The following is a 16,600-nucleotide window of genomic DNA, read 5'->3' on the forward strand; positions in this document are numbered from 1 at the left end:
TCCTCCGGTTATACCGGAGGATTCCAAAAGACTCTTAACAATTCCCTCTATTCAGAGGGAATTTCTTTTTAATTCTTTCTTCCCTTCTTATAATACCAGAAAACACCAAAGCTGGCGATGATTGCAAGCATAATCACAATTACCGAACTCTTTGATGAAGACTTTCTTGTATCAGCAGACTGATCAGCAGGTTCTATTTCAGCAGCAGCAGTTGCTACAGGTTTGATTGCACTAATCGATTCTGTTTCTTCTACAGTCTGTGTAATTATACTGTCAGCGTTTTCAAGGATGTCTGGTTCCTTTGAAACTGTCACATCATCTGTAAGTGTTGCTTCTGGAATATTCAAAGCCTTGTCAGAAACAATCTGAGGCTGTGTTACAACCTGATCAAAACTATCATCTGCCTTCTTTGAAGCTTTCTTCGAAGTCTTCTTTGCTTTCTTAGCGGCTTTCTTTGCTTCTTTTACAGACTTTTCTGTAACATCATTATTTACAGCAAGTTCTGATTCTGTAGCTCTGTAACGTCTAATATTATTATCAGAGTAGGTATTCTGGTCATTATTACTTATCTTAGCAGCAAGATCTTTTATCAATCCCAGAACAGAACGACCACTCATATTTGGATTTGCAACGTTGGAATCAACAACAGGGAATATAGCTTTTTCAACCTCCCCATGATTTGTTATAACTTTTACTGTAACAGTTTTAGCAATTGTTGTTCCACCTGCTGCCTGTAAACCATAATTACCACCATAATTATCCTGTACTGAAGCGATGTTTCCATCAATATCTATTTTTGTTATAGTAAGTCCTTCAGATAAAGTAACCGTAAATCCAACATATGAAAGATTATCTGACCAGGTTTCCGGATTTGTAGGAGTTATAGTAACATCAGAATCTTTGATTTCTCTCTGAGGAATTGTCAATACATTAAATTGTATAGACTCATTATTGTTGAATTTAACTGATACATTTTGTGGACCATCCCAGAGTTTTCTCATACCGCTTATAACTACTACAGTCTTATTAACAGTACCATTTTCTTCCTTGAATGCAGCATCAGCATTATAAGCAGCTACAGCTGTGATGTTATTAACTGTAGCACCATTCTTAAGAGTTACCTGTAATTCATAACTTGTTGAATCATTCCATGTAGCGGATGCTATTTCAATGTCATCAGCAGTCAGTTCTTTAGCCGGAATTGTAAATACTTCTTTAGTTATAGTTTCGTTAATCTTAAGATATACTTTCTGAGCACTCCAGTTTTGACCTGGAACATTCTTAATGGTAACGGTAGTTGCACCAGTAGTCCATTCAGCAGTTACTCCTTCTGCAGCATTTTCTCCAGTTCCAATTTCAATACTTGAAACATTTCCTATTCCTGCTCCACCTGTAAATGTAATTGGAAGAACATATTCTGTCGTTTCTGATACCCATACTTTCTTAGTATCTTCTGCAGTGTTTATAGAAATGTTTGCTTCACCAAGAGCTATAGCCGGAATTGTAAATACTTCCTTAGTTATTGTTCCATTTATCTTAAGGTATACTTTCTGATCACTCCAGATCTGTGCAGGAACATTCTTAATAGTAACTGTAGTTTCACCACTAGTCCATTCAACAATTACTCCTTCTGCAGCATTATCTCCAGTTCCAATTCCAATACTTGTTACGTTTTCTATACCTGCTCCATCAGTAAATGTAATTGGAAGTACATACTCTGTTGTTCCAGATTCCCATGTCTTTTTAGTATCTGCATCTGTATTTATTGAAATATTTCCTTCATTAAGTGCTTTAGCCTGAATTGTAAATACTTCCTTAGTTATTGTTCCATTTATCTTAAGGTATACTTTCTGATCACTCCAGATCTGTGCAGGAACATTCTTAATAGTAACTGTAGTTGCACCACTAGTCCATTCAACAGTTACTCCTTCTGCAGCATTTTCTCCAGTTCCAATTTCAATACTTGAAACATTGTCTATTCCAGCTCCACCTGTAAATGCAATTGGAAGAACGTATTCTGTTGTTCCAGAGATCCATGATTTTGCATTTTCTCCTGTGTTTATAGAAATATTTCCTTCACCAAGAGGTTTTGCTGGAACAAACTTCTTTACACTACCCTTTAATTCATCATTATTATTGAGGATAATTGTAACATCTTTTGCGTTCCAACCTTTGACAATCAGACTCTTATCAATAGAAACTTTAATACCAGATATATTTAACCAGCCTTGTTCACCATCAAGTATTGGTTGAATTGGTTTATCAGTATCATTACCCTTATTGTAGTCATTAAAGGTAACTGTCGAAGCAACTTCTTCACCACCAACCTTAGCTTTTACAGATTTTATAACACTTCCACTTGGAATCGATACATCAAATGTAAACTTTTCTGCTGTTTCTGACCAGCCTTCTGCAGGTGCAGTAACACTTACACTTGTTAAACAGTCGTTTACAATCCACCATGTGTAATCACCATGATCAGGATTTCCAACTATATATTCAGAAACATTTCCAATTTCATCCTTAAGATAGAATTGAATACTGCTATGAATTGTTGCAACATTTGGTAATTCGAAACTATAACAATCTGTATTGCTAAAATCGTTATTCTTCCACTTTATACTTGCTGTATCAAGATTCTTCCAGCCTGAATCAATATCTGTTGCCCCACCGGTTACAATTGTTTTGTACTGTATTCCATTATATTTTTCAGTAATTTTTGTTTGTGGAATATAGATAATCATATCTTTGGAATAATAATTTGTTTTATAATTCCAGCCTGAATCATAATTATCATAGGCAATTTCAATTGAACCATTTTTTCTGTATCCCTTTATACCATTATTAGCAGAACGAACATATGCAGAGTCAATCACAGGCGCTGCATCATCAATCTTCCAACCATATTTTTTGGTTGTGTCATTATCATCCGATTTATACATCAACCAGTAGTCTGAGCTTGTCTCACCGCAAAGTTTGAAATAAATATTGCTGCCATCAAAATCATCATTGTTCTTGAAACAACCAGATGATGGAGTTTTCTCGGAATCCTGATCTTCATCATATTTTAACTTAAAAGCGACATAACAATAATAGCGGTCTTTATCTGCTGTAGTACCACCAACTTTATCGTCATTTGCAGGGTTGGAATCAGTATTTAATGCAGAGGTATAAATCTTGAAGAACTCTGCTCCTGTATCACTAACACCTCGCTTTTTTCGCTCATTTTTACCAGTTCCCCAAATATCCCATAATTCTATTGAAGATGGGGTTTCAAGATATTCATCACCAGCTATATCGAACAATGAACAGCGAACAATCAAATATCCACCATCAAAATATCGAATACCAGGCTTTCCATATTGATTTCCACTTGTACTTCCAGGAACAGTCAGGAATTTCGCAAATGTAAGGTGATCATCATGCATCTGTTGTAAGACATCAGTTTTAATAAGATCTGAATGTTCAGGATCTTCAATTAATCTAATATCTTTTGCTTTATGTGGATTTTCATAACTATAAATAATTTTAAGAGCCGGACTCACATTTCCAACAATATCAACTGCATAATACTTTATTGTAAATGGACTATAATCGTCATCTTCTCCTGTAGGTAAGATTTCTGTAAATTCATGTTCAAGTGTTTTCAAACTGTAGATACCTGCTGTAGTACTTGGAGTAAGAGTATTACCATTTTCATCTTTATCATTTAATCTGAGATAACCAATAATCTTATTATTTGAGGTTGGGAAAGTTATCGTAAGTCTTTTACGAATCTCATCACCTTCACCTTTTATAAGAACAGTTCCTGCTGAAATTTGTTCCGTATATACATGTGTATCCAAATCTGTAGTACTCTTCGAACTGAGATTAGTGTCTGAGTAACCCATACCATAAGTTGTAATTTGTTTTACGATATTTGCTCGTTTACCATCTTTCTTAATTTCTCCAACTTCAATAAATGGAGCACTTGGAAGCGGTTCGTTAACTGTATCATCACCATAAAAGTTGAGTTTTGAAATTATAACTTTTGGATCTGTTCCAGTGGCTGCATTTGGATTAGTATATGCAAATCCTGGATATACATCTGAACCACTAGTAACATTTCCAAGAGCATCCTTAAAGTAGATAGTTTCAATATCACCACTTGCGATTTGAATTTCTGCATTGGCAGGATCCTCGATTAATGTCCAGGAATCTTCTGTTCCTGTCAAACTATACCATATTTTCTTCAAATCCCCAGCATAAGTTCCGCTTTCAGGAACACTTCCAATTCCAGAATCAACTACAGCAAAATTGAGCTTAAGTTTACCTGTATTATCAGCTGTATAATAGTAAGTACTTCCAATTTTACCAATAGAACCCTTTCCAAGAGTAACTATTGGATTTGGAGTTGTAGTTGCAAAAGTTGGAGCTGCTTTATCAAGATACAACTTAAAATACTGGCAGTTAGAGTTACCTGAAATATCTGTAGCAAGAATCTGATAGTAGGTTCCTTCGGCTGTATATGTAAGTTTATCGTAACCGCTGCTATCTGAAGTACCCATTGCACGGATTACAGTAGTTGATTCAGTTTCACCTTCTCCAAGCCACCATGATGTGTTATTTGATTTCCATGAAGTTACAGTTACCCACTTACTTGTATCAGAATCCCATCGATTAATCTTAATATCATCAAGATACTCATTTTCTGTTTTGATTTCTGAATCAAAATTAATCTGGAATTTAACAGCATTTTCTTTAGTGATATAAATTTCTTGAACTTCACCTGTTTTGAAATGGCTTATATCATCATAATACTTATTAATTTCCTCATTGTCAGAATTCTTTTCTTTATGTTCGTAGAATCTTACTCCTCCAAATGATGTATAAACACCTTGTGTTCCTAGACCATTTTCGACATCGGCAAATTTACCCTGACCTGAAGAATCAAGTTTAGTTACAAAGGCAACACTGGCAATCTTAGGAGGTTTATTATCGAAATCATAATTCAAAGAATGTTCTTGTACGTTACCAACATTATCATATACATAATAAGTATCAGATGTCAGACCATGATATCTATTATAAGGAATACTAAGATATGATTTTCCACCTATCTTTTCAGCAATACCTGTTCCATCATCGCTGAAAGAATAGCCCTTTATACCAGAACCCGTTTCTGCAAAATACTCTTCCGGAATATAAACATCTATATTTTCTTCATTTATTGCCTTTTCTCCAGCACCGGCAATCTTTAACAGAGGGGTACTAGCAGTTTTCTTAATATAATACTGACCTGTTTCCAATTTCTCTGCTGTCGAAGTTGTATAAGATGGAGCTACAGAGTCATTTATAAATTTTACGCCAGAGGCTCCCATCCTGTAATGAGAAATGTTTCCTGTCCAGTCCATTACATGGAGCCAGAGTTCAGTTCCTGTTGATGTACTAAGTTTTCCGTAAGGGAATACTGTATTTACTTTAGTACCAGAATATTTTCCTGAATAATCTGTGCTGCCATAATAATAGGCATTCTCCGGCTTATATGAACTTGAGCCATAGGTAAATGAACCATTTGCTATATCTTTTGCTAGACCACCAGAATTTGTTACTGGCCCCCAACCTACATACCAATATACATTCGAACCAGTATACCAACTTGAAGAATCTGTAAAACTTGTAGAAAAATTTACATTGTTAGAAGTAGACCAGGCAAATGCACGAACACCAGTATTTTCAGAAACAACCAGATCAACAAAGTTATTATATATTGAATAAGTTTCATGACCATCTGCTTTATGAGTTGTACCATTACCAGCAGTTGAATTAAGAGTTGCTCCATTCTGCAAACTTGTATGTGTTTTTGATGCATGAACATAAACATTGCCATCACTATCCACATAAGGCACAAATCCGTTGTTACTTGCAACAAGCTCAGCAATATTATCTGCTGTTATTTCGTTTGGATTTAAGCCATGTCCCCGGGTTGTTACTACTGGAGCTTCATTATCATAAAGCCAACGGTCAAACATTCCGCTTGTTTCTGTTGTAAGTTGATTTCCGGTTGCATTACTGTTTACAATCTTTGCAATTTCATAGTTTCCTACACGGTCTTCAAAAATATACCAGATGTAGTAAGGTTTAGGTTCCCCGTTTGTTTCATTTATAGTCCAGCCAAGGGCTGTATAATCAGGCCTTGGATAGTCGAGGAGGATTGTTGTACCTGTAACCTTATATCTTATATCTTCTTCAGTAGAATCATCTCTTAGAGAAGTATCGTTACTTGCCTTTACACCAACCCATGATGTTCTAAAACCACCAGAAGAATTTTTTACATTTACTCCAGCCGAAATAATTTCATCATAAGTTGGTTTTGAAGAATTTTGTGTACAATAAAGCAAAGCACGACATGTATAATCAGATTTACTTGAATCAGAACTTAAAGGCTCAGGATCTGTTACTTTTCCTAAATCTGAATTAAACAGAATATCTTCTGGATAGTCACGCTTATATGAGCGAGTATCATAATTCAAGGTAAGTCCAATCTTAAATTGCTGAGCTGTATTCGAATAATCTATATTTGGATTATAATAAGTTGCATATTTTGCATAGTCTTTTATAAATCCACGTTTTGTACCTTCACCACCCTGGTCACCATTACCAGTGTTATGATTCCAGGTAAAACCAGTTGAACCTGAACTTAAAGGCCATGCTACACTTGGACTAGAAGTAACATAAGTCATATAAGGATTCTGCATGATTATTGGAGTAGCAACCATACCATTTGATGTTTCTGCATAACCAAGTTTTTCATCTACTACAAAGCTTATGGCAACTTCTTGTCCATATGAGCTGGAATCTGTATCACTATCTGTATATACACCACAAACAACATACTGCATGTTACCACAACCATCACGCAGGAATACTGAAATTGGAGCCGTACTATGGGTGTTTGGAATTTCGATTATAAGGTTATTATTTGAGTCTACATAGCTGGAAATTGAGGTACTATTACATGAAAAAGTATCTGTGTAAGTTGTTCCTGAGCTATATGAATGCCAGTAAGAAACATCGGTTTCATATATATACCATGAATTTGAAGTAGGACAATCTCCATATTCGAAATAATCTTTACCTAAATAAGAAGTACTTGAGCTTGAATGTGACTGTCCACTAGGGAAAGTAGTTCCTTTTGGAACAACTGGAGAATATTTGTATTTACCGCTTGTACTATTACCATCTGCACTAGTAGGCCAAGAACCATAGAATGTACTGATTGCATACATTTCAATTGGAGAAGAACTTATTGTTGAAGAAAGGTCAGAATAAGAGGTTGTTGTACTTGCTTCTGAACCATCAATTTTTGTGATTGGTGTTGCTGAAGTATATGTTCCACCAAGATTTAATTGAATCTTATATTTGTTACTAGTTTTCTTTGTTACATATTTTTTAGTTCGTATGCTATAAGCAGAACTAGAACATGCCCAGAATCTACGGAATTCATTACTATTTGCTACTGTAATGGCTGAATTTGTATAAGCCTTTGCACTGTTATCCGGCATCTGCAAAAGAACACGATTATTAAGGCTGTCTGCATTGCTGCCACTGCCCCATTCTTTTGCAGGTTTTGTTGTATCCTGTACAACAGCAAAATGGAATATTTCGCTACAGTTACCGGCCTCATCGACAATTACTGCAGAGTATTTTCCAGTTGTAAAACCAAACCAGAGAGCTTCAGAATCATCTGTAGCTGTAGGTCGTGAACCACGCTTATCAGAACTGAGGTTTGTTCCACTTGTAAGAAGAGCTGCTTTTGTTTTTGAGAAGTTAGAATCTAAAGAATAATAAAGGAATGTTTTTGGTGCAGTATCATCTTTTCTTGTGAAATAACCGCCCAGTTTTGTTGTATCTTTTGCACGGATTCCAAGAACAGCACCATGAGTAAAGTTTGTATTTAACGATGATGATGAACTTGAAACCTGTCCGTTATACTGATAGAAACCAGTATTGTAAGTTGTTGCAGTATAGAATGTTGGAACATTTGTTTCTGTACCATAATTAATCAAGACACCAGTTCCATTTTCATCGTTTGCATGTGGGTAAACATTTATAGTTGGTACATAATATGAAGGTACACCACTATAAGAACTTGAAGAGTAATTTGCTGTAAATATTTTCTCTAATTCTGGAGGAGTATTATCGAACCAGATTTTGTCACTTGCAGCTGAATTATATCTTCCTATAAGGTCATAAGCAGTGAGTAAAACTTCTCTTTCAGTTCCAGAAGTTACAGATTGAATTCCATTTGTAAGCTCAACATTTGTAATCTTAACCTTTACAGCCTGGCGTACTACAAAGTTTTCTGCATTTGTACCAGTTGTCTTAAGAGTAAGTGTCATTTTGTCTTCTGACAATACAAATGGAATTGCAGAACCATTACACAAAACAGCTTCATTTCCATCAATTGATGTCATTGATATAACTGAATTATCTGTAAATCTTGCGCCACTAATTCTAAACTCATGATAACCTGAACCAGTTTTTTCTGAACCGTCAAGTTTGAATTCCATATCTACAATTGTCTCATTTGTGTAGTTTTCTGAAGCGGCAATTGTTGGTATAGAGGCATCTTTTGAATATGCACGGTCTATGAGTTTAAAATCTGTTGGAGTTGCAGGCATGCGGCTGTCAGAATAAATATAGCTTTCATAGGTATCTATATCTCCTGTTTCGTGCATTGCAACGTCCTGAACTTTTACTGTAATTTTGTTTTTAGAAACTGTGGTTTCAGTATCTTTAATATCAATACCTACATTCTTAACCATAACCTTGAACTTCAGGTTATCTCCATTTGCATTCAGAGCATCTATAGAATTATCAATTGTAATAGTTTTATTCTGTGAATTTACTGTATATGATTTTGCAGCAGTTCCTGCAGGAGGCTCTTTCAAGTCATAAACAGGATTTCCATATTCATCAACAGCCCATAGCTGTGTACGGTTATTATCAAGAACTGCATTTTCACCGAAAGTAATAACCTTAATACCAGAGCCCTGTTCTTCGATTGTAATCAAAACTGGAATAGAATCAGCAGCCTTATCTGTACCACCTACATCTGCATACTTAAGCCAGTTGTTTCCACAGCCAGCTATATCTTCTGCCAATATTTGAGAACCACCATTTACGATAAGTTCTTTTGCATTAATCACGCCTGGAATTATAAGCTTATCATTTAATTCAGGAGGGATACTATCAATTGCAATTGACTTAGAACAATTAATCGTATTTTCTGCCGCATCGAGTAAGTCAACGTCAATTACATAAGTTCCCTGTATATTTGTATTTGTGAGTTTAAGGTTTTCAAATTTAAAGCTTCCTGAAGTCTTTGGAGTTGTTAAAACAATGAATTGTTTGTTTGAATCAATTGAATAATCTGTACCTTTAATCAGTTCTACATCATTATAATATAGTTTGAAGTCAGAACCAGAATCAAAAGGATTTTCAAATATATCTGTTGTATTGTTTAGAAGATGAATTGAAAATTTAATAAGTTTTACACCGGAAGTTGCTTCTGTAAAGTTGATTTTAAGTTTCTGTGTATCTACTACCCAGTCACCTTCGCACTCAAGTGTAACACCTGTATCTGCTTCTACCCAATTTATACCATCATTATCATTAATCTTTGGTTTTGTAACATCATAAATAATTGTATTAGAGTTTTTGTTTTCAGATTTCAGACCAACAAAGTCTGTGATACCTGCTGTTATAACCTGAGCCCCTTCTGTATCTGAAACAATCTGAACATTTGTAAATTTTATTACATTTGCACTAGTAAATACCTTATCGAAATTAACTGATTTTTTATCTGCAGAGAAATCATAACCATTTGTAAGTTCTATTCCATCTACAAAAATCTTTGTTGCGGCTGTAAATACTGCATTGTCTGAAAGGTAAATTGTCTTTATACCACTACCCTTTGAAAGTTCTTCGGCTGTAAGTGTAAGAGTAAGAACGACATCCTTTTTATCTGTAAAATGATCTTTATCATAAGCCTTGCTGATCATGTTTGCAGTTGTATTGGCCGTATCTTCTACTTTGAGAGCTGCAATTACAGGAGCTGTATTATCAGCAAAAATAAGAGTACCGGTTGTTTCATCAGGATAGTAAACAGTAAACTGCGAATTGCTGCCGCTTGTACCAGCAACAATATTTGAACCACTGTTATTTACAAAATCATCAACATGCAAATGAAGCTTATTACCTGTATCATCATTTATCTTCTTCAGTTCTACGTTCTCAAGAGTTATCACGATTGGTGTTACAGGAGAACCTTTAAGAGCTGCTGTATAATTATCAAGCAGTCTGATTGTATTATTTGAAGTATCAAGAGAATAATCTTTTCCAGCAACAAGATAATTATTGTCTCTCTTAAGTTTGGTATCTGTTGTAAAGCCGATATCATCTGCTACCTTAATATATTCAAGGCCTGAGCCAGATTCATTGATTTCAACATTTAAAGAAACCTTTGTGAGTTTTTTGTTTTCATCATAATAATCTTTTGGCATCCACCAGGTTTTAGCTGCAGTCGCATCACCATAAACAGTACGTGACTGTGCATTAAGAACCTTTACCTTATTAACGACTGGAGCTGTTGTATCTCGGGAAATAAGTGTTTTTGCAGAAGTTGTTGTTTTATTCATTGCAGAGTCAAACAGATCTACAGTTACTGTATAATCCCCATCTTCCTCACCAAGGGTAAGTCCGTAAATGAATAAGGTTCCTGTTGTAATCTTTGAAGCATCGGTTACATTAAATGCTTTAAGATTATTTGTTGAAGCCTGGTCATCTGAAGCAATTTTAATTTCACGAATGCCAGTTGAAGAAGGAGTTGGATTTTCAATTGTTGAATCTGCATACACAACTTTAAACTTTTGTGGATCAAGAGGAACTGCAACTTCTGTGTTATCTTTCTTTACATGTATTTCAAGACGACGGATACCACTTCCGTTATCATCTTCATTTAATTCTTCAAATGCGACTTTTAGAATCTGGCTGATTACTGCGTCTTTAGAACTGTGAAGAGCCTTATTTCCGTTTGCATCTACAAAGTCACCATAATTATCAAGAAGTTTAACAGTTGGCTTAGTATTATCATACATGATTGAGTCGAGAACTACAGGCTCAGAAATATTACCCATATCATCTTTTAAGTAAAGTGTAATATCAACCGGACCATCCTGTGCAGCTTTTGCATTTTTAAGAGAATATAAAAGACTTTCACCTGAAGTTTCACTGTGGATACGAACCCAATCTTTTGATGAAACATCTGGAGTACTGCTGTTCTTTCCTACAATAAAGGACCAGAAAAGATTATTATCTAATGAACGAAGTTTCTGATTACCGCTATCAACAATCTTATTTTGTGCAGTATCAAACAGCTGCATTGTTCCTAAAGTTTCACTGTTGTACCAGCCATAAGGGGCTGCTTCAGATTTTGATTTTACAAGCTTATTCTTTCTTACTAAATCAGAATTGATTGGAGTACTATCTTTTACAACAAAGATTGATTTATAACCGTTATCGTGTTTTGTATAATATGTGGCACCAGCTTCTTTATCTCCTCCGCTGTTTCCTGTCATATCAATACCCCAGACATCAATTTTAATAAGACCATCTGGAAGTCCACTTATATCATAAGTATAAATAGTTCCTCCAGAATACTTTGTGCCATTTTTATCTAACGGTACAATTTCTGTGAAAAGATTATTTATTTCTGCATTTGCACTTATTGTTCCCGGAATGTAAATATTATTTTTCTTTGGAATAGTTGTTTCAAGATCATCACGATTTGCAGTTACCGGATTTCCTTTTTCATCTGTATTTTCAATATAAAGAGAAGCACTAATTGCAATGTAGTTTACGTTATCTTCGCTTAAGTCTTTTGCAGGGTTAATATCAGTGTTTCCAGATGCAATAATATCATTTGCCTTTACATAAATATTTAATTTATCTTTTACACGCTGAGCAAGCAAAGCATCTGTATATTCTGTGCTATTGATATCTTTTGGAGCATTTTTTGCTGCTGTTGTTGCTTTACCGTCAATTTCTCCATCATGGAAAGAAACAAAACCTGTACAAATATCTCCCGGTCCACCCACAAGTACTTCGATAATTGGAGCAAGTGTATCTGTATTTGTTCCTGTCTGAAAACTGAAGGTATAGTTGCCGTTCATTGAAAAACCGTAGCGGTCACAAAGTCCTTCATAAAGAATAACTGTAATTCGCTGACGGTTATCAAGTAAGTTCTTGATTAATTTATTGCCATCTTCGTCTTCTTCTTCCTTAAGTTTTAAGGTGAGCATTTTTCCAGAATCACTTAATTTGTGACTAAAGAAATCTGTAATATCTTTTGCTTCAATTTCCTCATCGTCATTAAGGGTTGCAGAACTTGTTGTAATTGAATAGTTTAAGTTTCCTTCTGAATCATAAATTGTAGATTCATCAAGAGGTTTTGAGAAAAGAATTCGGATAGATGTATTTTTTACAACGTTATAATCCGCATTGGCAGGAACTGACTGAACATAGGTAGGTCTATTTGTTACAATCGGAATAATAAAAACATCAGTTCTTGAAGATAATACTTTTACTTCAGTTGAAGGACTTTTATCATTTGAAAATTTAACAACTGAAGATGGAAGCTCTTTATCTTTAAAATTTGTGTTGTAATCATCTTCATTTATAAAAATAAGATTTGAATGCTGTTTAGTGGTTGCAAAATCTTCTGTTGAGAATGCAGCCCATTTTATAAAGCCGTAGTCATCACTTGTAATTGCCGAAATTTTTGAAGCAACATCTACCTTCATTCGTGTATTTCCAGAAGGTTCTGTAGATCCCATTTTTGCATTTGCATAACGAATATAAACATTGATTTCTGCAGCGTTTGCATCGTGAACTTCTGATTCTATCTCTGACATGAAGTTATCATTTGACATCCAGCTGTCACAGGCTGCCACTGATAATGCTGTAATAAAGAGAAGTCCTGTAAATAAAAATACTGATAAGAGTTTGTTTAAGTTTCTCATTTTTCTTTCCTTTTTTTTGCTATAAATAAAGCTGCAATAGCGGCGGCAATTCCTGCTGTTGCGGCAATAACTGGGATTTTTGACTTATTATTCGGTTCATTAACCGTTGTTTCCGTTACTACTGGTACTGCTACGGCAGTTTCTTCTGATGTTGCAATTTCAGCCTCTGGAATTACTTCAGGTACTGGAATCTGTTCAACAGAAGTGATGGTAGTGTTTGTAACTGTCTCTGCAGTGTTTTCAGATATAGATTCAGTAATAGTTTCTGATACTGTCTGTGCTACAGTTTCTGACAAAACCTGAGGTAGCGTTTCAGGAACAGAATCCGAAACTGTCTCGGTAATTTTTTCTGAAACTTTCTCCGTTATATTCTCAAGCTTAAACTTAGTGATTGCTTCTACTTTTGCAGCTTCTTTTTCTGAGAGGAAGCTTGTAAACGGATTTACTTCGAGAACTGTATTCTGAGCAATTTCTGTATCTTTTTTATCTTCAACTTTTTCTCCAGGATTTACAGCAAAATCATATTCGTCTTTATAAAGGAATGCCTTTTCATTCTGGTAAACGCCCATTTCTTCTTCGAATGATTTCATTCCTGGAATTGACTCTACTTCGTAGGCTTCTTTTGGAGCCCATTCTTCTGATGGCTGTGTTGTAAATCTTGGAACGGCGCGTAATGGGACGTCGGTGATTAATGAAGTAACAGAAGCTTCAACCGGTTCTGCAACTATAATCTCAGAATCGGTAACAGGTTCTTCAATTTCTGCTACGGCTGTAGTTTCAGGCTGAGGCACGAGAGTTTCTTCTTCTGCTGTTTGTTCGATGCGTTCTTCAGAATTTTCCGCAAGTTCTACAGGGGCAGATTCTTCTGTAATTATAGACTGTTCTGCAATTTCTGTTTGTTCTGCTAATTCAAAAGATTCTGTTGGCTCTGCAACTTCCGTTTTCTCTACAACTTCTGACTTCTCAGCAACCTCAACTTCCGCAGGCTCAACAAACTCAGTCTTTTCAAGCTGAACAGGCTGTTCAAGTTTTTCTTCTGCGAGTGCTACAAGGTCATCTATTGTAAGGAAACTGAATTCAAGCTCAGAAGCAATTCCAACGTATGTTTCATTTACAGCTTCTTCTGCAACGGTATCTTCGACAACTTCAGTTACATTCTTATCTGATGTATCTTCAGAATTTTCTCCATTAGCATCGTCATCACCATCACCACCTGTAAGAGGTTCTTCTTCTTTTTCAATTTTTTCACTTTTCTCTTCGGCAGCCGCTGGTACTACTACCGCAACCTGTTTATTGATTTCCAAGTCTGGTGATTTCTGCTCTGAAGCCGGAGTTTTTAATATTACATCTGTAGTCTGAACTGCAACCTGATTCTGAACATTCTGAACACCATGAACAGTTTTTTCATTTTCAAGACTGTTTATCCAGATTGTATTTTCAAGTCTGTCTGCAAGCGAGAAACTTCTTCCCGTTGTATCTTCGAATGCACCCAGATACGAATACTTTTTAGCAAGGTCATGGTTAGTATTATATACCTGCTCATAATAGGTATCACATGAAGTATAATCTCCAAGTTCATATGAACAGCGTGCCAGACCAAGAGTTGCTAAAATCACAGAGTCATCTTTTGATAGAACTTCGTTATACCAGTTTTGAGCTCTTTCATAATCTTTTATAGAAAAATAAAGATTTGCAGTATTTAAATATGCAGGAAGATATTTTTTCTCGCGGGCTACACGGAACTGCTGCTCTGCAAGTTCAAAAAGTCCATAACGTGCATACAGGACACCTAAATCATTATAGTTTTGTGCTGATGGAGCTGCTGCAATTCTATTTTCATAATATGCAATTCTTGGAGCAATCTGTTCCATAACAAATTGATCAACAGAATGAGAAAAAAGCTTTGCCACATACTGTTCTTCCGGCAAAGTAAAGCGTGCAGTTGCACCAGGAACATTTACAGGTCTATAGATTTTCCAGGAATCTTCCATCTTGTAGAGCATTGCACTGCCCTTTCTATTGGCAACATTCCATTCCCAGGCACCCTTATGCCAGGCTTTATTAAACCCTTCATCAGTAAGTGTAATTTCCAGAGGAACCCAGACATTGTCTCCATCAACAATGAACTCATCAAGATTAATGAAATACTCTTTTGCCTGCTCTACCGTAAAGCCGGAATCAAAAGCCATAAAAATATGACCAGGAACTGTAATAAACGCAGTTTTAATTCCTATAGATTCAAAAAGTGAACAGACCAGAATTGAAAGGTCATCACAGTCTCCACCACGATACATAAGAGTCTGATATGGGAACTGAAGGAAGTCAATTGAAGCTGTTCCGACATTGTCTTCAAATGCTGAAGTCGGATCTTTTACGTAGTTTATACCGAACTGATCAAGAGCTTCAAAAATACCCATTGCATACTGAATGTTTGTAGGTAAGCCGTTACGTACATTATCTCTGATAGTAGAAACAACATACTTGGCAAACCACATAGCAGCAGGGTCTTTAGAAGATACAAAAGCAGAAGCACAGCGGTCATCTTCCCATGACATATTGTTTCGTCCGTAAACAGGAACTATCAATGGGAATGTAGCAGATCTCTTTGAACCAAGATATTTATATTCAACAGTAATGGTTGTAAGCGAATCATTTTTCTCATTGAGGTTGAGCATCTGCTCGTTGAAAAAAGCTTTTAGATCAACCGTAAGAGTCTCGCCCCTGTAAAGGATTTTTGTTCCACCACAATTCTTTGGCTGCCCCATATACTCAGGATGATAGAATGAAACCTGAACATCTGTTATGGCAGCATCTTCATGATTGCTGATTTCAATAGTTCCGAACGGATTGTCGTTATACCAGGAATAGAAAACCGGGAAGACAGGTTTTAAATTTGCAGAATCAAAACTAACATTTGCTTTATTAGAAAAAGCTTTAGTAAGATTTATAGAAAGAGCAGGATTTACATCTGCACTTGTAATAAACTTACCATCTTTATAAGCCAGATGTTCAACAGCTCCACCAGCAGAAACTGCAAAAACCGGATTGATTTTATAAGAGAAGGCAATGGAACCAGTAACGCTAAGTCCATTTACAGTTGTTTTTGAACCAGAAGAGCCCTGTCCGTTATCGTATGTAGAGTTGTAATATCCGACACCGGCATTTATATCCATACCGATTCGGTCAGTTATCGGTAAATGATATCCGACACCTACCTTACCACCGATTACAGAAATATCACCAATATCCTCTTTTGTATTAAAACGATACTGCTTATAATCACCTTCTGCAAAAACATTAAAGAACTCAACAGGCCTGTATGTAAGTGCAACTCCACCACCAAAGCCGGTTGCAAGACTTTCATCAAATTTTATAATAGGGAAGGAGATGTGTGGGAATACGCTCAAGATGAATTCCCCACCCTCAGGAACTACAGGCGCAGTACAGAGAATAGCAGCAGCAGAACCTATCACTGCCTTTTTAGAAAATCGTTTTACCTTTCTTATTTTTTTAGATTGTTTTCCCGACACTTTTTA

The 16,600-nt window shown here is 35.8% G+C and carries 2 protein-coding genes; both read right to left on the reverse strand.

Annotated features, from left to right (window positions below; genetic code table 11):
* Positions 1–68: 68 nt before the first annotated feature.
* Positions 69–13,064, reverse strand: coding sequence for an Ig-like domain-containing domain (locus BMY21_RS08315; RefSeq protein ID WP_074642778.1), 12,996 nt, complete (start codon positions 13,062–13,064; stop codon positions 69–71).
* Positions 13,061–16,594, reverse strand: a complete 3,534-nt coding sequence (locus BMY21_RS08320; protein ID WP_074642781.1) for a DUF481 domain-containing protein — start codon at positions 16,592–16,594, stop codon at positions 13,061–13,063. Before BMY21_RS08320 ends, BMY21_RS08315 begins: the two co-directional genes overlap by 4 nt.
* Positions 16,595–16,600 lie beyond the last annotated feature (6 nt).

Source organism: Treponema bryantii (assembly GCF_900111035.1).
GTDB lineage: Bacteria > Spirochaetota > Spirochaetia > Treponematales > Treponemataceae > Treponema_D > Treponema_D bryantii_C.